General features: G+C 63.7%; 14 protein-coding genes. 3 read left to right on the top strand and 11 right to left on the bottom strand.

Features of this window, described 5'->3' with window-relative positions; translation table 11 throughout:
* Positions 1-4 precede the first annotated feature (4 nt).
* A complete protein-coding gene (locus tag JY96_RS01510; protein WP_035034361.1) occupies positions 5-403 on the bottom strand; it encodes a DUF2237 family protein in 399 nt (132 codons plus the stop codon).
* Between the two features lie 37 nt (positions 404-440).
* Positions 441-872: an NfeD family protein gene (locus JY96_RS01505; RefSeq protein ID WP_035034358.1), complete on the bottom strand. Its 432-nt coding sequence runs from the start codon at positions 870-872 to the stop codon at positions 441-443.
* Positions 873-1,059: 187 nt separating this feature from the next.
* Between JY96_RS01505 and JY96_RS01500 the strand changes: the two genes are divergently transcribed.
* Positions 1,060-3,321, top strand: a complete 2,262-nt coding sequence (locus JY96_RS01500) for an arginine/lysine/ornithine decarboxylase (RefSeq protein ID WP_035034350.1) — start codon at positions 1,060-1,062, stop codon at positions 3,319-3,321.
* 48 nt (positions 3,322-3,369) lie between these two features.
* Here the strand turns inward: JY96_RS01500 and JY96_RS01495 are convergent, their stop codons facing one another.
* The 9 genes from JY96_RS01495 to JY96_RS01455 form a co-directional block, all read right to left on the bottom strand.
* On the bottom strand, positions 3,370-5,037 hold the full coding sequence (locus JY96_RS01495) for a response regulator (RefSeq protein WP_081960949.1): 1,668 nt from the start codon (positions 5,035-5,037) through the stop codon (positions 3,370-3,372).
* Positions 5,038-5,107: 70 nt separating this feature from the next.
* Entirely contained in the window at positions 5,108-5,728 is a 621-nt protein-coding gene (locus JY96_RS01490) for a sensor histidine kinase KdpD (RefSeq protein WP_035034349.1), read from the bottom strand.
* A gap of 6 nt (positions 5,729-5,734) precedes the next feature.
* Entirely contained in the window at positions 5,735-7,378 is a 1,644-nt protein-coding gene (locus tag JY96_RS01485; protein WP_035034348.1) for a tetratricopeptide repeat protein, read from the bottom strand.
* A 171-nt stretch (positions 7,379-7,549) separates the two neighbouring features.
* Complete coding sequence (dnaJ, locus tag JY96_RS01480) at positions 7,550-8,695, bottom strand: molecular chaperone DnaJ (RefSeq protein WP_035040716.1); 1,146 nt, start codon at positions 8,693-8,695, stop codon at positions 7,550-7,552.
* Between the two features lie 88 nt (positions 8,696-8,783).
* The gene (gene dnaK, locus JY96_RS01475; RefSeq protein WP_035034347.1) at positions 8,784-10,721 is read right to left on the bottom strand and encodes a molecular chaperone DnaK; all 1,938 of its coding nucleotides are present in this window, start codon (positions 10,719-10,721) and stop codon (positions 8,784-8,786) included.
* A 142-nt stretch (positions 10,722-10,863) separates the two neighbouring features.
* Positions 10,864-11,409 (bottom strand): nucleotide exchange factor GrpE, encoded by a 546-nt coding sequence (gene grpE, locus JY96_RS01470; RefSeq protein WP_035034344.1) that lies wholly within the window; start codon positions 11,407-11,409, stop codon positions 10,864-10,866.
* 204 nt (positions 11,410-11,613) lie between these two features.
* On the bottom strand, positions 11,614-12,045 hold the full coding sequence (locus tag JY96_RS01465) for an RNA-binding S4 domain-containing protein (protein WP_200883419.1): 432 nt from the start codon (positions 12,043-12,045) through the stop codon (positions 11,614-11,616).
* Positions 12,046-12,059: 14 nt separating this feature from the next.
* Positions 12,060-14,261 carry an FAD-dependent 5-carboxymethylaminomethyl-2-thiouridine(34) oxidoreductase MnmC gene (mnmC, locus tag JY96_RS01460; RefSeq protein WP_035034341.1) on the bottom strand — a complete coding sequence of 734 codons (2,202 nt, stop codon included), beginning with the start codon at positions 14,259-14,261 and terminating at the stop codon, positions 12,060-12,062.
* A gap of 14 nt (positions 14,262-14,275) precedes the next feature.
* Positions 14,276-15,058: a 3-hydroxybutyrate dehydrogenase gene (locus JY96_RS01455; protein ID WP_035034339.1), complete on the bottom strand. Its 783-nt coding sequence runs from the start codon at positions 15,056-15,058 to the stop codon at positions 14,276-14,278.
* Between the two features lie 76 nt (positions 15,059-15,134).
* On the opposite strand from JY96_RS01455, the gene JY96_RS01450 reads away from it, so the two are divergent.
* Together JY96_RS01450 and JY96_RS01445 are read left to right on the top strand one after the other, a co-directional pair.
* Positions 15,135-16,085, top strand: a complete 951-nt coding sequence (locus JY96_RS01450) for an alpha/beta fold hydrolase (protein WP_052162023.1) — start codon at positions 15,135-15,137, stop codon at positions 16,083-16,085.
* Positions 16,082-18,379 (top strand): bifunctional (p)ppGpp synthetase/guanosine-3',5'-bis(diphosphate) 3'-pyrophosphohydrolase, encoded by a 2,298-nt coding sequence (locus JY96_RS01445; protein WP_035034336.1) that lies wholly within the window; start codon positions 16,082-16,084, stop codon positions 18,377-18,379. The genes JY96_RS01450 and JY96_RS01445 overlap by 4 nt, the downstream gene beginning before the upstream one ends.
* The last annotated feature ends 2 nt before the right edge of the window (positions 18,380-18,381 follow it).

The raw sequence follows: 18,381 nt of genomic DNA, 5'->3' as shown, positions 1-18,381 counted from the left end.
CTGATCAGGCGTTGTCGGGCCTGACGGGCTGGTAGGCGTAGGCCTGCAGCACCTCCAGTGGCACCACTTCCAGTGCCTTCTCGTGCGTGCAGTCCAGCACCACGGGCGGGGCGACGCCGGCTTGCCAGGCCTGCATCCAGCGCGTCGCACAGATGCACCAGCGGTCGCCCGGTTTCAAGCCGGAAAAGCGCCATTCAGGCCGTGGCGTGATGAGGTCGTTGCCCTGGCTCAGTGAGTAGCTCAGGAATTCCTGGGTGACGCGGGCGCAGATCACGTGCTGGCCTTCGTCCTCGCCGCGGGTGCGGCAGCAACCATCACGGAAGAAACCTGTGAGGGGGTCAAACGAGCAGGCCCGCAAGGGCCCTCCCAAGACATTGCGCCCCGAGGTCAGTTCGACGCTCATGTGCTGGCCTCGGCGGGTGAAGGGCGCTTGCTGAGCCTCAAATGGGCTCCAGCACCAGGTAGCAGCTTTCAATGGCGCGGATGCGATGCACGCCGGTCTGCGGTACGTGGGGGCCATGGTGGCGCGCCAGCCAGGCACTGCCGCGATAAAGCACTTCGGCCGTGCCATCGGGGGCCCAGCCTGCCACGCTCACTTCTTCCCCCAGATCCAGATGGCCCAGACCGGTCGTCGTGTAGCCCTCGGTGTCGATGGGCCCCCGCTTGAGCAGGTGGCGGTGCCACGCCATCACGCCGCCGCCGCCAACGGCCGCAGCGACGAGCAATTGCACATCCTGAGGCAGGTGCGCCAAGGCACACAAGGCCGCTGCCGCGGCGCCAAACGCCAGGATCAGGAGGTAAAACGAACTCGTCAGCATCTCCAGGCTGACAAAGAAACCTGCCACGATCCACCAAAGAGTCGACTCGCTCATGCCGCGTTCACCCCTTTCGGGGCACTAGTTTAAGTCCGTATGCCACCCTGTGAACAGCCCTGGCGGGTTTCCCCGGAAAACTTGTTCTCCGGATCAAACAAATGGGCCTTGATAACCCCTAAACTGCGCGGACTTTTTGATTTCTGCCTATTTCCGAGTCCGCCTCGCACCTCAAGGGTTTCCGGCCATGCTGCGTTTCCATTTCCCCATCGTCATCATCGACGAAGATTTCCGCTCCGAAAACACCTCCGGTCTTGGCATCCGGGCGCTGGCCGAGGCCATCGAAAAAGAGGGTTTCGAAGTCCTGGGCGTGACCAGTTACGGTGATCTGGCCCAGTTCGCGCAGCAGCAAAGCCGCGCCAGCGCCTTCATCCTGTCGATCGACGACGAGGAGTTCACGCCTGGCCCCGAGCTGGATCCCGCCGTGCTGAACCTGCGCAAGTTCATCGAGCAGATCCGCTTCAAGAACGCCGATATTCCCATCTACCTGTATGGCGAAACGCGCACTTCCGAGCACCTGCCCAACGACATCCTGCGCGAACTGCACGGCTTCATCCACATGTTCGAGGACACGCCCGAGTTCGTGGCGCGCCACATCATCCGTGAAGCCAAGAGCTACCTTGATGCGCTGCCGCCGCCTTTCTTCAAGGCGCTGATGGACTACGCCCAGGATGGCTCTTATTCCTGGCACTGCCCAGGCCACTCCGGTGGTGTGGCTTTCCTCAAGAGCCCGGTGGGCCAGATGTTCCACCAGTTCTATGGCGAGAACATGCTGCGCGCTGACGTGTGCAATGCCGTGGAAGAACTCGGCCAGTTGCTGGACCACACCGGCCCGGTGTATGAGTCCGAGAAGAACGCCGCACGCATCTTCAGCGCCGACCATTGCTTCTTCGTCACCAACGGCACGTCCACGTCCAACAAGATGGTGTGGCACCACACCGTGGCGCCCGGCGACATCGTGGTGGTGGACCGCAACTGCCACAAGTCCATCCTGCACAGCATCATCATGACCGGGGCCATCCCCGTGTTCATGACGCCCACGCGCAACCACTACGGCATCATCGGCCCCATCCCCAAGAGCGAGTTCGAGCCGGCCACCATCCGCAAGAAGATCGCTGCCAACCCGCTGCTCAAGGGCGTGGACCCGAAGAAGGCCAAGCCGCGCATCATGACGCTCACGCAGAGCACGTATGACGGCGTGCTCTACAACACCGAGGCCATCAAGGCCACGCTGGACGGCTGGATCGACAACCTGCACTTCGACGAAGCCTGGCTGCCACACGCCGCCTTCCACAAGTTCTATGGCATGTACCACGCCATGGGCAAGGGCCGCCCACGCCCCAAGGAGGCCGTGGTGTACTCCACCCAGTCCATCCACAAGCTGCTGGCCGGCATCTCGCAGGCCTCGCACGTGCTGGTGCAGGATTCGCAGAACGTCAAGCTGGACCGCAACCTCTTCAACGAGGCCTACCTGATGCACACGTCCACCTCGCCGCAGTACGCGATCATCGCGTCGTGCGACGTGGCCGCGGCCATGATGGAAGAGCCGGGCGGCACCGCCCTGGTGGAAGAAAGCATCAAGGAAGCGCTGGACTTCCGCCGTGCCATGCGCAAGGTCGACAAGGAGTACGGCAAGGACTGGTGGTTCAAGGTCTGGGGCCCGGACAAGATCGCCGCCGACGACATCGGCAAGCCTTCTGACTGGGTGCTCAAGGCCAACGAGAAGTGGCATGGCTTTGGCAACCTGGCCGAAGGCTTCAACATGCTGGACCCGATCAAGTCCACCATCATCACGCCGGGCCTGGACGTGTCGGGCAAGTTCGCCAAGACCGGTATCCCGGCCAGCATCGTCACCAAGTACCTGGCCGAGCACGGCGTGGTGGTCGAGAAGACCGGGCTGTACTCCTTCTTCATCATGTTCACCATCGGCATCACCAAGGGCCGCTGGAACACGATGTTGACCGCACTGCAGCAGTTCAAGGACGACTACGACAAGAACGTCTCGCTGTGGCGCATCCTGCCGGACTTCTGCAAGAAGTACCCCAAGTACGAGCGCATGGGTTTGAAGGACCTGTGCCAGAGCGTGCACGAGGCCTATGCCAAGGGTGACATCGCCCGCCTGACCACCGAGGTGTACCTGTCGGGTTTGGAGCCCGCCATGAAGCCTTCGGATGCCTACGCCTGCATCGCCCGCCGCCAGACCGAGCGCGTGGACATCGAGAAGCTGGAGGGCCGCATCACCACGGCCTTGCTGACGCCGTACCCACCCGGCATCCCGTTGTTGATCCCGGGTGAGCGCTTCAACAAGAAGATCGTGGACTTCCTGAAGTTCGCGCGTGACTTCAACGCATCCTTCCCGGGCTTCGCCACGGATGTGCACGGCCTGGTGGCCGAAGAGCTGCCAGGCGGTGGCGTGCGCTACTACGTGGATTGCGTGGCCGCAGCGTGATCAGGGCCCGTGTGGGCGTGATCAGTTGCGTCAGTTGCGTCAGTTGCGTCAGTTGCGCAGGTTGAGCGCGCCAGCCTGGCGCCCTGTGTTCGCGCCGAGCTGAACCTGGGCGCTGCCTCGGCAGAACTTGCCCCGCATCTCCTGCACCATCTCGGTCAGGATGGGGGCGTCCTTGGTCTGGTCGCGGTAGCGGTTCAGCATCATGTCGGCCAGGTCCAGCAGCTTGGCATTCATCGTCTTGCTACCGTGCACCAGCAGCGTCTTGACGCCAGCGCCAGGTGCGCTGTTTCTGGCTTGCTCCAGGGCCTTTTCCGCGTGATCCACGATGCTCTTGTAAGCGTCGTGAACGAGGTCGCCATAAGCCTTGAAGCCCGACACTGACATGGCCAGCAAGTCGGTCGAGGGCTTGGAGATGCAAAAACGTGATGCCAGCTTTTGAACCCAGAGTTCGGCATCGGGCAGCTCCAGCTCGTTGTTGCGCAAGCGGGTGAGCAGGCCCAGCATGTTGCCGGCGGCTTCGAAGTCGAAGTCGGGCATCTCGAAGTCGGCCACCATGGCCTTGACCAGGCGCACCACCTCGGCCACCTGGCGCTGCAGCATCAAGGCCAGCACGCTGACCAGGCCGGTCATGCGGCGCAGGCGCCCGCTGTTGGCCTGCTTTTCGTAGGCATGCTGCAGGTTGACCAGGCATCGCTGGACACCCTTGTAGTCCTTCTGCTCGAAACGGATCTGAGCCAGCATGACCAGGCTCTGGTAGTCGAACATCTTGGATGACACGCCCAGGCTGGTGGCGCGCTCCAGGCTGCGGGCCGCCTCGTCATTGCGGCCCAGGTAGTAGGCCAGCATGCCGACCTTCTGCAGGCGGCTGATGGACGATGGGGTGATCTCCGCGGCGTGCTGGTAGGTCTCGTAGGCTTCGTCGAACGAGCCGGCCTGCAACTGGGCGCGACCCATCACGTCATAGGCATCGGCGAAGGTCGGGTTCTCTGACAGCAGGCTCTCCAGCGTGCGGCGCGCGGGCAGGGCGTGGCCACCATCGAGCTGGGCGCGGGCAATGCCCAGCCGGGCCCAGGGCAGGGCCTTGGTCTCGTCGATGGCCTGAAACAGCTTGCGGGCTTCTTCATGGCGGCCCAGGCGCAGCAGCAGCTCGCCCCCAATGCGGGCGGCATACACCCAGTACTCGCCACGATTGGCAAAGCGCTGCAGGCACAGCTCGGCGGCAATGCTGAATTCTTCGCGCTCGATGGCCTCGAAGATGCTGCCCAGTACGACCTTGCGGTGGCGCGCCATGTGCAGGCGTTGGGCCAATGCATTGGAGGTGTGTGGCTTGAGCAGGTAGCTGTCCAGCGCGGACTCGGCCGCTTCGGCCACCTTCACATACGACGCTTCGCCCGTGATCATCACGAACACGGTGGAGTAGGGCAGGAGCTGGGCGCGACGCAGGTCGTCCAGCAGGTCCGAGCCCGTCATCTTGCTGTCGTCGAAGTGGTAGTCGCACAGCACGACGTCGTAGGCCTGCGTCTCCAGCGCCCGCCGCGCGTCGTTGATCTTGGCGGCTTGCGTGATGGTCTGAAGGCCCAGGTCAGCCAGCATCGCGCGCAGGATGCTGCGCGAGGTCTGGTTGGTGTCGATGATCAGGGCGCGACACGTGCTCAGGTCGCTGACCGGAATGCCGGCCAACGGTCTGGCTTGCGTGGCAAAGGCAGGAAGACTCATGATGAGCCCGACTTTCCCACTTTTTCAGCACGGGTATCCGTGAAAAAGTGAGACCATGCCATCACAAATGTCACGGTAGCCAGAGTTCGAAGCGGGCGCCCCCCTCGGGCCGGTTGCGCAAGTCAATGCGGCCCTGCCGGGCGCCCGACCGGTGGGCCTGCGCTACCGCCTCGCACAGCGCCGTGCCCAGCCCTGTTGATGCCGAGGACGGATCTGCCGCGCCCAGCCCCGGCCCGTCGTCATCGATGGTGAAGACGAGGTAGCCGTCTTCCTCGCGCAGGCCGAGCGTGACCTGTTCGCGTGCAAAGCGGCTGGCATTGTGCAGTGCCGCATCGAGCGCCATGTGGACCAGCCGCTGGTCGAAGTACCAGTAGGGTGGGGCGTTCTCTGGCACTTGCATGGCCACGCGCGGTGCATGGGGCAGGCTCAGGCGGCGAATCTGCCCCGCACGGTAGATCTGCTCCAGCAGGTCTTTGGGGGACTCGTCCTCGCAGTGCGTGTGGATGCCGTCGGCAGCGCCATACACCGTGAGGAATTGCACGAACTGGCGACGCAGTTCGGTGCAGCGCATGTAGGCGCTGTGCGCCATCGCGGGCGAGGGGTCGTCGATCAGCGCTTCGAGCTCGCCCTCCAGCGACCCCAAGGCGTTCTTGAGGTCGTGGGCGATCAGGGCAAAGGAGGCGGCTTCCATGGTGGTTCAGGCCTGGGCGGGCAGGGCTTCCAGCGCGTTCAGGGTTTCGCGGAAGTAACGGCGCATCATGACCACACGGTCGTTGGCGGGCATCAGTTTTTCAAGGCGCGTGAGGTAGAGCTGCACGCGATCGATCATCTCGGTGTTGTACGCCTTCTTGAGGCGCAGCGCCATGCAGTTGAGCTGGGCTGCCTGCAGCAGGACGCCGGTGTTTTCCGGGTAGGTCTGCACGGCGTTTTCGATGGCGCGCACGGCTTCGTCGATCTGGCTGTCTCTGAACAGCTTGCGCGCATCCTGGACCTTGCTTTCCAGCAGGGCGGTGCCGCCTTCCACGATGTCGCCGACCTTGTCCTCGTGGCCGGTTTCGCGCAGGGTGTTGGCGACCATCTGCTTGATGCGGGGGTTTTCGTGGTCGGCGCTGACGGTGCTGCTCAGCAGCTCCAGCCCGGCCTCGACGTTGCCACTCATCAACTCCGCCTTGGCCAGCGCCACAGAGGCAAAGTCAGCGCGGCCACTGCGCATGGACGCGCGGGCCTTGTCCAGCAGCTTGCGGGCCTCTTCGGGCCGGCCGGCCTTGGCTTCTGCTTGAGCCTGGATGGCCAAGGCCACATTGGCGAACGTCGGGTTGGTCTGGTTGGCCGGCGTGGCGTCCTTCAGCACCTTGACCGCGTCGGCCGATTCGCCGAGATCCACCATGGCCTGGGCCAGCAGCAAGGTGTCCTGCACCTGCGCCACAACCGAACCTCGGGTGGCCTTGGTGGCCTTCTGCAGCATGGTCTTGGCGGTGTCCAGGTCGCCGTTGCGGTAGGCGCTTTCGCCCGCGACACGCTGCCTGCGGGCCGATGGGACGATGGTGGCCGCATCGCGCAGCACCCACATGGCGGCTTGCGGATCGCCCTGCGCTTCCAGCGCTTCGGCCACCACGTCGTAGGCGGCCACGTTCTTTTCGCCTTCGCGGGACTGGATGATCTGTTGCGCCAGCTTCTTGGCCTCTTCGAACTGGCCAGCAGCCTTGTGCGCGCGCGCCAGGCCCAACTGGGCCCAGACCAGCTCCGGCCGCTTTTCCAGCGCCGCCAGGTAGACACTCTTGGCCTCGTCGTTCTTGCCCAGCTTGAGCAAGGTCTGGCCCTTGATCTGCAAGGCCTGCATGAACCAGCGGTTCTGCTGGGCCAGCAGCTTGTCGCATTCGCTCAGCACGCCGGGCAGGTCATCCTTGCTTTGCTTTTGCGAGATGGGCAGCAGCGCCGCGCGTTTTTCGAGCTGTACCTGGAGGCGGTCGCCAATGTCTGCCGCCGTGGTGGGCTTGAGCAGGTAGGCGTCAGGGTGGTGTTCCGTGGCCGATGCGACCGAGGCATAGCTGCTCTCGGCCGTGATCATGAAGAACAGGCAGTCAGCGGTCAGCAGGCTGTTGTCACGCAGGAACTCCAGCAGTTGCTGTCCGTCGGTTTTCTGGTTGAGGTTGTAGTCGCACAGCACCAGGTTGTAGCTGCGCTGCTTGATGAGCCGGGTGGCGTCTTCTGCGTTGCTGGCCACGTCCACTTTGGCGATGCCCAGCATGGTCAGATGCCCCCGCAAGGTCGACTGCTGCACGGGCATGTCGTCCACGATCAGGGCCTGGATATTGGAGAAATTGGAGGTCTGAATGGCCATGGCGTTTCACTCGGCATGCGTCAACCCGATCCCTTGTGGACCAGCACATTTCGCATTTCGGCACGACTTTGCACAAACTTGAGGCAGATGACCGAAAAACCATGTTGGCAAATGAAAAAGGCACCCGAAGGTGCCTTTGGAAGCAGCCAGGCCTGTGCGGCCGGGGCTGGCTCACTTGAAGATGTTCTTCACGCGGTCCGTCCAGCTTTTGGAGTTGGGCGAGTGCTTCTCGCCCCCTTTGCGGAAGGATTCGTCCAGTTCCTTGAGCAGCTTGCGCTGGTGCTCGGTGAGCTTGACCGGCGTCTCCACCGAGATGTGGCAGTACAGATCACCCGGGTAGCTGGAGCGGATGCCCTTGATGCCCTTGCCACGCAGGCGGAAGGTCTTGCCGTGCTGCGTACCTTCAGGGATCTCGATTTCCGCTTTGCCGCCCAGCGTGGGCACTTCGATGTTGCCGCCCAGCGCGGCCGAGGTCAGCGGGACCGGCACCGAGCAGTGCAGGTCATCGCCGTCACGCTCGAAGATGTCGTGCTGCTTGATGCGGATCTCAATGTACAGGTCGCCAGGAGGGCCGCCATTGGTGCCCGGCTCGCCGTTGCCGGCCGAGCGAATGCGCATGCCTTCGTTGATGCCCGCCGGGATCTTGACTTCCAGCGTCTTGGTCTTCTTGACCCGGCCCTGGCCATTGCAGGTCGTGCAAGGGTCGGGGATGACCTTGCCGGTGCCCTGGCAATGCGGGCAGGATTGCTGCACGCTGAAGAAGCCCTGGCGCATGTGGACGGTGCCCGAGCCATTGCAGGTCGGGCAGGTTTTGGCGCTGGTGCCGGGCTTGGCACCGGAGCCGTGACACACGCCGCACTCGTCCCAGGCGGGGATGCGGATCTGCGTGTCCTTGCCGGCTGCAGCTTCTTCCAGCGTGATTTCCATCGCGTAGGACAGGTCGCTGCCGCGGTAGACCTGCGGGCCGCCACCGCCACCACGGCGGCCTCCGCCGCCTTGGCCGAAGATGTCGCCAAAGATGTCGCCAAAGGCATCGGCGAAGCCGCCAAAGCCTTCGGGGCCACCGCGGCCGCCACCCATGTTCGGGTCGACGCCGGCGTGGCCGAACTGGTCATAGGCGGCCTTCTTCTTCGGGTCCGAGAGCATCTCGTAGGCCTCCTTGGCCTCCTTGAACTTCTCTTCGGCTTCCTTGGCCTTGTCACCCTGGTTGCGGTCAGGGTGGAACTTCATGGCCAGCTTGCGGTAGGCCTTCTTGATGTCTTCGTCGGACGCACCCTTGGTGAGCCCGAGGACTTCGTAAAAATCGCGTTTTGCCATGATCTTGATGTCCAGATCCGACAAAGGCACAGGGCGTGAGCGCTCGGCTCACACGACCTGTGCCCTGTCGGCTTACGGGTGAACCCGATTAGTCCTTCTTGACTTCCTTGAACTCGGCGTCGACCACGTTGTCGTCGGCGGGCTTGGCCTGTTCGGCACCAGCAGCACCTTCGGCACCGGCCGCACCTGCAGCGCCCTGGGCCTGCATGTCGGCGTACATCTTCTCGCCCAGTTTCTGCGAAGCGGTCATCAGGGCATTGGTCTTGGCCTCGATGTCGTCCTTGTCTTCACCCTTGAGGGCTTCTTCGACGTCCTTGATCGCGGCTTCGATCTTGTCCTTCTCACCGGCATCCAGCTTGTCGCCGTACTCGGTCAGCGACTTGCGCACGCTGTGGACCAGACCGTCGCCCTGGTTCTTGGCCTGAACCAGTTCGAGCTTCTTCTTGTCTTCAGCGGCGTTGAGCTCGGCGTCCTTGACCATCTTCTGGATCTCGTCTTCCGACAGACCCGAGTTGGCCTTGATGGTGATCTTGTTTTCCTTGCCGGTGCCCTTGTCCTTGGCGCTCACGTGCAGGATGCCGTTGGCGTCAATGTCGAAGGCCACTTCGATCTGGGGCACGCCACGCGGTGCGGGCGGGATGCCTTCGAGGTTGAACTCGCCCAGCATCTTGTTGCCCGAAGCCATTTCACGCTCGCCCTGGAAGACCTTGATGGTCACGGCAGGCTGGCTGTCATCGGCGGTCGAGAAGGTCTGCGCGAACTTGGTGGGGATCGTCGTGTTCTTGCTGATCATCTTGGTCATGACACCGCCCAGGGTTTCGATACCCAGAGACAGCGGGGTCACGTCCAGCAGCAGCACGTCGGTGCGGTCACCAGCCAGCACCTGGCCTTGCACGGCGGCGCCCACGGCCACGGCTTCGTCAGGGTTCACGTCCTTGCGTGGCTCCTTGCCGAAGAACTCCTTGACCTTCTCCTGCACCTTGGGCATGCGGGTCATGCCGCCCACCAGGATCACGTCCTGGATGTCGCCCACGGACACGCCGGCGTCCTTGATGGCCATGCGGCAAGGGGCGATGGTGCGCTCGATCAGCTCTTCGACCAGGCTTTCCAGCTTGGCGCGGGTCAGCTTGACGTTCAGGTGCTTGGGGCCGGTGGCGTCAGCCGTGATGTAGGGCAGGTTCACGTCGGTCTGCGAATTGCTCGACAGCTCGATCTTGGCCTTTTCAGCAGCTTCCTTCAGGCGTTGCAGGGCCAGCACGTCCTTGGACAGGTCAACGCCTTGTTCCTTCTTGAACTCGGAGATGATGAAGTCGATGATGCGCTGGTCGAAGTCTTCGCCGCCCAGGAAGGTGTCGCCGTTGGTCGACAGCACTTCGAACTGCTTTTCGCCGTCCACGTCGGCGATTTCGATGATGGACACGTCGAACGTACCGCCACCCAGGTCATACACAGCGATCTTGCGGTCACCGGCGCCATGCTTGTCCAGGCCGAAAGCCAGGGCAGCCGCGGTGGGTTCGTTGATGATGCGCTTGACTTCCAGACCGGCGATGCGGCCGGCGTCCTTGGTGGCCTGACGTTGTGCGTCGTTGAAGTAGGCGGGCACCGTGATGACGGCCTCGGTGACTTCTTCACCCAGGTAGTCTTCGGCGGTCTTCTTCATCTTGCGCAGCACTTCGGCCGACACTTGAGGGGGCGCCAGCTTCTTGCCGCGCACTTCCACCCAGGCGTCGCCGTTGTCGGCAGCCGCGATGGTGTAGGGCATCAGGTCGATGTCCTTCTGCACTTCCTTCTCGGTGAACTTGCGGCCGATCAGGCGCTTCACCGCGTACAGCGTGTTCTTGGGGTTGGTCACGGCCTGGCGCTTGGCCGAGGCGCCGACCAGCACTTCACCGTCTTCCTGGTAGGCGATGATCGACGGCGTGGTGCGTGCACCTTCGCTGTTCTCGATCACCTTGGTGGTGTTGCCTTCCATGATGGCCACGCACGAGTTGGTGGTGCCCAGGTCGATACCAATGATCTTGCCCATTTAGATAGCTCCTATCGAATTTGATCTGGAAGCCTGCTTGGTTGAGGTCGGCTTCCGCTTGTTGTCTGATATGTGAACAGCTGTATTTATTTCAAGGCCCTTTTTGGACAAAACAGGGCGAAATCAGCGTGAAACAGCGTCGTTATTTGGGTGCAGCCACCGTCACCAGGGCAGGGCGCAGCACGCGATCGGCAATGGAGTAACCCTTTTGCAGCACGCCCACCACGGTGTTGGCTTCCTGGTCGGCAGGGACCATGCTGATGGCCTGGTGGATGTTGGGGTCGAACTTCGTGCCGGCGGCCGGGTTGATCTCCAGCACCTTGTTGCGCTCCAGGGCCGAGGCCAGCTGGCGCAGCGTGGCCTGCACGCCTTCGATCACGGTCTCGACGGGGGCATCGGGCTTGGCGGCGTGGGTGGCCAGGGCGGCTTCCAGGCTGTCGCGCACGGGCAGCAGGCTGTCGGCGAAGGATTCGACCGCGAACTTGCGGGCCTTGCTGATCTCTTCTTCCGAACGGCGGCGGATGTTCTCGCCTTCAGCCTTGGCGCGCAGGTAGGCGTCGGACACCTCGGCGTGCTTGGCGATCAGTTCGGCCAGTTGCTGCTCGACGGGAACGAAGCCAACTTCTTCAGGCGCGCCGGGCGTACCGGGTTCGGCTTGGTGCTCAGGGGTGGCAGACGTGTCGCTCATCTCGCTGTTTCTCGAAATAAAGGTTTGTTGATTGCGAAAGCCATGCGCATGTCAGGGCGAGGGTGCCCATTTCAAGCCTGGGATTCCAATAAATTTGTAACAAGGCCAAGCGTGGGATTGTCGCAGGCCTTTGCTGTGCCCAGCTTGATCTGGCTGGGGATTTTTCGGACGTGTGGGTTCGACGCCGTTCGTTGCAGTCTGTCGTTACTCGTCGACGCTGGCCGACCAGCGCTGCCAGTCCGCGAGCTGGCGGCGGTCTCGTTTGGTGGGGCGACCTTGCTCGATGCTCTCGGCGGGCTCATGGGCCAGCTTGCGTTGCTCCGTGAACAGCGCCTTGCGGGCGATGCTTTCTGCGGTTTCTTCGTACAACTGCTGGGCCTGCGGGGCGGGCCCGCGCACGGTGCTCAGGGCGCGAACCATGATGGTGCGGGTCAGGCCGCCCTGGCGGATGTCGACGCGGTCACCCGCCTTCAACTCGCGAGACGGCTTGGCCACCTGGCCGTTGACCTCGATGCGGCCCTTGTCGATGTCTTCGGCAGCCAGGCTGCGGGTCTTGTAGAACCGGGCGGCCCAGAGCCATTTGTCCAGGCGCAGGCGGTCGGTCAATCCGGGCAGGGGGCGGGTGTCTTCTTTCATCGTCAGGCTTGACTTTACTGCGCGTGGCCGCCTCGTGTCACCTGGCGCACGAGGAAGCGAGCGGGGTCGAGCGCGTCACGCAGATCAGCCTCCACAGGGCAGGGCGCGCCGGTGACCCAATGGGCCAGCAGCTCGGCGGCCAGGCAACTCCAGGTGATGCCGCGCGAGCCCAGGCCCGTCAGCGCATACAACCCGCCACGTTCCCCGCGCTGGCGCGGAATCAGGCGGACCTGGTCCAGGCGTCGGGCTGATTGTGCAGATGTTTGCGCAGACGCGAGCCGAGCCTGGTTCCAGGGCAGGGCCCCCACCAGCGGGAGCCGGTCAGGTGTGGTGGCACGCCAGGCGGTGCGGCCTTGCAACTGTGCGGGCAGGGCGGCAGTTTCGGGCCAGGCCGGCACGGCGCCCAGCCGCGCGGCCTGACGCAGGTTGTGGCGGTGGTCGGCTTCGCGCACGCTGGGGTCGGCGTCGTGGTGTTGGGTGGTGGCGCCACACAACAAGCTGCCACCAGGCAGAGCCAGCACATAGCCGCTGCCGGCCACGGGCAGCAAGGTGCGCTTGAAACCCGCGTGTGCGTTCAAGGGCATCTGCGAGATCTGGCCTCGCACCGCACTCAGGGGCAAAGGGTGAACGGCCTGCTCTGCTGGCAAACCATCGAGCAAGGCGGCGGACTGCATGGCGCTGCAGACAACCAGGGTCGGCGCCGAGGCCAGCACCTTGCCGTGGTGGCACACCTGCCAGTCGCCTTGCTCGGTCTGCTGGATGCTGCCGACGGCCTGACCCCATACGCCTTGCAGCAGGGGTTGGCCATGTCGCGTCAATCCTTCAACCGACTGCAGCATCAAGCGCGCCATGCCCGCAGGGTGCACCCAGCCGCCTTGGTAAAACAGCCAGCCCGCACTGTCGACCGGCAGCCCCGACACGGCTTGTGCCTGGGCCTGATCCAGCCATTGCACATGGTCGGGTGGCAGGGCTTGGCGCGTGAGCCAGTCCTGCGCCTGTTTCGGGGTGGTTTTGCCGTCGAGCCGGAGCAGGCCATCCACCTGGCCGGCCAGAAGCCCTTCTTTGATCCACCTTGACGCCAGCCGCCAGGTGGCCATGGCCGCCGCTCGGTGAGCCCGCGCATGGATACCGTCTTGCGCATGCAGCACGCTGTGGAACATGCCGCCCGGGTTGCCCGAACCCTCCATGGCTGGCGCCTCATGCTGGTCGATCAAGGTCACGCGCCAGCCTTCGAGGCACAGCGCGCGGGCTGCTGCGCAACCTGCCAGGCCCGCGCCGATGATGATGGCGTGGCGATCTGCTTCTTGTTTGGGCTCAGGTTGCCAGCCACCGGCTTGCAGCGGCGGCGTGAAGCGGGGCTTGTAGACCGCACGCAGCATGTGCGGCTTGTACGCAAAGCCCTGAATGCGCTCCACCTCGAAGCCGGCCGTGGTCAAGGCGTCACGAACCGGCCGGGCACAGGACCAGGTGGCCACCGTGCTGCCCGGCGCCGCCAGGCGGTTCAGGCGCGACAGCATGCCTTCGTCCCACATCTGCGGGTTCTTGGCTGGCGCGAAGCCATCCAGGTAAAAAGCATCCACGCTGGCGATGAGGCGAGGCAGCAAGTCAGCCACATCGCCCAGGCCGAGCATCAGGCTGATACGTTGTGGGTGCTCTTGCCCTGGCCCATTCCTGGCTTCATCCAGATCGAAATGCAGGCTGTGCATGCCTGGCGTCAGGGCGGGCCAGGCGTCAACCAGCTGCTTTGCAAGCTCCAGGCGTGCCGCCCGGTCTGCTTCGCTCATCTTGTTGAGGTCGACCACCGCTTCACGAGTCGGCTCATGCGTGAGATCACGAGCAGGCTGACCAAGGGGCTCTGTGGCGGCCTCGCCACCGTCTTGGCGCGAGAGACCATGCACCCGCGCCAGGTCTTCGCGACGCAAGGGGTGCTTCTCGATCGACATGAAGACGAGATGGTCACACCGCTGCGGGTCCGCGCGCCAGGCCGCCCATGTCGCCAGGAAATTGTTGCCCAGCCCGAAGCCGGTTTCCAGGATCACGAAACGGGTGCGGCCTTGCCAGCGTTCGGGCAAGCCATTGCCGGCCATGAACACGTGCCGAGCCTGGGCCCAGGCGCCCACGGCGGCGTGGTAGAGATCGTCGTAAAGCGGCGAGTAGGGCACACCCGCCGCGTAGCCCTCGGAGATCTCCCCAAGGGCCGCGGGCAACACGCTCATGCTTCGGTCATGACTTACTGGGCCACCCAGCCACCATCCACGTTCCAGGCCACGCCGCGCACGTTGTCTGCGCCAGGTGAGCACATGAACACGGCCAGGTCACCCAGTTGCTCTGGCGTGACGAACTGCAGCGAAGGTTGCTTTTCACCCAGCAGTTCCTTCTTGGCCTGATCCACGGAGATGCCTTCCTTTGCGGCGCGGTCATCGATCTGTTTTTGCACCAGTGGCGTGAGCACCCAGCCGGGGCAGATGGCGTTGACGGTGACGCCCGTGGTCGCTGTCTCCAGCGCCACCGCCTTGGTCAGACCCAGCAGGCCGTGCTTGGCCGCCACATAGGCCGACTTGCCCGCTGAGGCCACCAGGCCATGTGCCGAGGCCAGGTTGATGATGCGCCCCCAGTTCTTGGCGCGCATGCCGGGCACGGCCAGACGCATGGTGTGGAAGGCCGAGCTCAGGTTGATGGCGATGATGGCGTCCCACTTTTCGATGGGGAAGTTCTCGACATTAGCCACGAACTGGATGCCCGCGTTGTTGACCAGGATGTCGATGCCACCGAACTCGGCCTGGGCATAGGCGAACAGGGCTTCGATCTCGGCCGGCTTGGACATGTCTGCCCCGTTGTAGCCTACCTTGATGCCATGGGCCTGGCCTGCGGCCATGACAGAAGCCTTGGGCGCCTCGACATCGCCAAATCCGTTCAGAATGATGTTGGCGCCTTGGGCGGCCAGCTTTTCGGCAATCCCCAGACCGATCCCGCTGGTGGATCCAGTCACGAGGGCGGTTTTTCCTTTCAACATCTCGGGCCTCCTGTCGGCAAGAAGAAACACAATGTGGACTGGCCCATTATCTGACGACACATCCAAGCGTATTGCCATGACCAGCACTCAAATCGACACATCAGCCGTATCCGCCATCGAGCCGGTCCTCAAATATGTGACCTGCCCTGGTGCGAGCAAGACGGATGCCCAGACGCACCGCATGGCTTACTGGCAGTGGGGTGATGAGTCCAATCCGCGCATCCTCGTCTGTGTGCATGGCCTGAGCCGCCAGGGCAGGGACTTCGACAGCGTGGCGCGCAGCCTGTGCGACCAGTATCAAGTCATCTGCCCGGATGTGGTGGGCCGTGGTCATTCGGACTGGCTGGCGGACCCGAAGGGCTACCAGGTGTTCTCGTATGTGTCGGACATGGTTGCCTTGATGCAACAGTTGCGCGCGCAGGTCAAAGCCACGGCACCACTGGACATCGACTGGGTGGGCACATCCATGGGCGGTCTGATCGGCCTGGGTTTCTCGACCTTGCCGGCGGAAGTCAGTGGTGTGAAGCTGCACAAGTTCGTGCTCAACGACGTAGGCCCCAAGCTGCGCTATGAAGCCATGGTGCGCATTGGCGAATACCTGGGCCAGCCCATGCGCTTTGACAACGAGCAACAGGCCGCCGATTACCTCTGGAGCATCTCGACGGGCTTTGGCCCCCACACTCCCGAGCAATGGCTGGCCTTGTCTCGCCCCTTGCTGCGCCCCGCGCCCGATGGCCAGGGCCTGGTGCTGCACTACGACCCGGCCCTGGCCGAGCCCTTCAAGACCATCACGGAAGAAAGCGCGGTCAGCGGCGAGGCCATGTTGTGGCAGGTGTATGACGCGCTGAAGTGCCCCGTGCTGTTGCTGCGCGGCAAGAACTCGGACTTGCTGGATACCGACACCGCCACATCCATGACCCAACGTGGCCCCAAGGCGCAATTGATCGAATTCGAAGGCGTGGGCCACGCCCCGATGTTGAACAACCCGACTCAACTCGAACCCCTGAAGAAGTTCCTGCTTGCATGAAAACTGGTCTCCTGAACCCGGTCACATCGAACGCCGATGCCCCCGCGCATGCCCCCATCGTGGAGTTGGCCGAGATGGCGCCGGGCGTCGATGCGGGTGATCCTCAGCCCGGCGGTTCGCTGCCTGATCAACTGCTGGCCAAGGCACGTGCATTTGCCGAACCCTTGCTCACCGGCCAACGTTTCGACACGGGCGAAGAGGCGCTGCACCATGCGGATGGCGTGAGCTTCATCCTGCATGGCATTGGTGCGCCGCCGTCCTTGAGGGCTGTCGCGTATCTGGTCTATGCCAGCGAGTACCTGAACCAGCCAGAAGAAGTGGTGACTCGCGCCTTTGGGCTGGATGCCGGCGGTCTGGTGGCCCACACGCGCAAGCTGGTGCAGATCCAGCGCAATGCGCGCGACGCATTAGGCGATGAGTCAGAGGGGCCTTTGCCGGCCGAGCAAGTCGAGCGCATCCGCAAGATGCTGCTGGCCTTTTCGCGTGACCTGCGGGTGGTGCTGTTGCGTCTGGCTTCGCGCCTGCAGACCTTGCGGCACTACGCTGAAAGCAAGCTGCCTTGCCCGCGAGCCTTGGCGCGCGAATCCATGCAGGTGTTCGCGCCGCTGGCCAACCGCCTGGGCATCTGGCAGATCAAATGGGAGCTGGAAGACCTGTCCTTCCGCTTCCTGATGCCCGATGCGTACAAGGACATCGCCAAGTCGCTGCACGAAAAGCGGCTGGAGCGCGAGCAACACATCGAGCAGGTGCGCCATCAACTGGCCCAGGCCATGCACGACGCGGGCATCCATGCGCAGGTGCAGGGCCGCCCCAAGCACCTCTACAGCATCTGGAAGAAGATGCAGGGCAAGGGCTTGTCCATCGACAAGGTGTTCGACATCCGTGCGCTGCGCGTGATCGTCGATGACGTACCCGCGTGTTATGCGGCGCTCAGCCGCGTGCACGAGGTCTGGCACCCCGTGGCCGACGAGTTCTCGGATTACATCGCCCGACCCAAGCCCAACGGCTACCAGTCCCTGCACACCATCGTCAAGGATGAACAGGGGCGCTTCATCGAGGTGCAGATCCGTACGCAGGCCATGCACGACCATGCCGAGAGTGGCGTGGCGGCGCACTGGGCCTACAAGGAAGCCGGCACCAAAGGTTATGCCGGTGTGCAGGCGGCCGGCGATTTCGAAAGCCGCGTGGCCGAGGCGCGCAAGACCGTGCTGCGCCAACTGCTGGCATGGGAACGCGACCTGGCCGCCGCGGACGGCGAGCAGCAAGGCGCCGCAGGCAGCGGCCTGTTCGAAGACCGCATCTATGTGTTCACACCCGGTGGCGAGATCATCGACCTGCCGGCCGGTGCCACGCCCATCGACTTCGCCTACGCGCTGCACACGAACCTGGGCCACCGTTGTCGCGGCGCCAAGGTCGACGGTGCCATGGTGCCCTTGAACACGGCCTTGCAAAGCGGCCAGACCATCGAGATCGTGTCCATCAAGGATGGCGGCCCCTCCATGGACTGGCTCAATGCCGACCTGGGTTATGTGCGCAGCCACCGTGCGCGCTCCAAGGTACGGGCCTGGTTCAATGCGCTGGCGCAGCAAGCCTGCATTGCGCGGGGCCGCGAGGCCGTTGAAAAGCTGTTGCAGCGCGAAGGCAAAACCGCCACCAAACTGGAAGATCTGGCTGCCAGCCTGGGCTTTCGCAACGCCGATGCGCTGTTCGACGTGGTGGGCAAGGACGAGTACTCCTTGCGCAACATCGAGCAGCATCTGCGCCCGGCCGAGCCTGAGCCCGACCCCGACGAGTTCCTGGCCCACCGCCTGTCAAAGGGCGATGCCAAACTGGGCGGCGGGCAAGGCCGTGGGGTGCTCGTGGTCGGCATGGATTCGTTGCTCACGCAACTCGCGCGTTGCTGCAAGCCCGCCCCCCCTGACGCCATCGGCGGTTTCGTGACCCGTGGCAAGGGCGTGGCCGTACACCGGGTGGATTGCAGCAACTTCAGGCAGATGGCCGGGCGCCATGGCGAGCGCGTCATCCCGGTCGCATGGGGTCGTCAAGCCTCTGCCGATTCCGCGCAATATGCCGTGGACCTGCTGGTGGAGGGGCACGACCGCACAGGCCTGCTGCGCGATGTGTGTGATGTGCTGGCACAGGGCAAGATCCATGTGCTGTCGCTGCACAGCCAGGTGGCGCGAGAACGCATCACCATCACCCTCACGGTGCAGACCGCGGACACGGCCCGGCTCGGCGCCATGTTGGCGAAAGTGTCACAAATCAACGGTGTCTTGCGCGCACGCAGAAAATGATG

Source organism: Aquabacterium sp. NJ1 (genome assembly GCF_000768065.1).
In the GTDB taxonomy this organism is placed as follows: domain Bacteria; phylum Pseudomonadota; class Gammaproteobacteria; order Burkholderiales; family Burkholderiaceae_C; genus Aquabacterium.
This window is presented reverse-complemented; position numbering and strand designations above follow the sequence as displayed.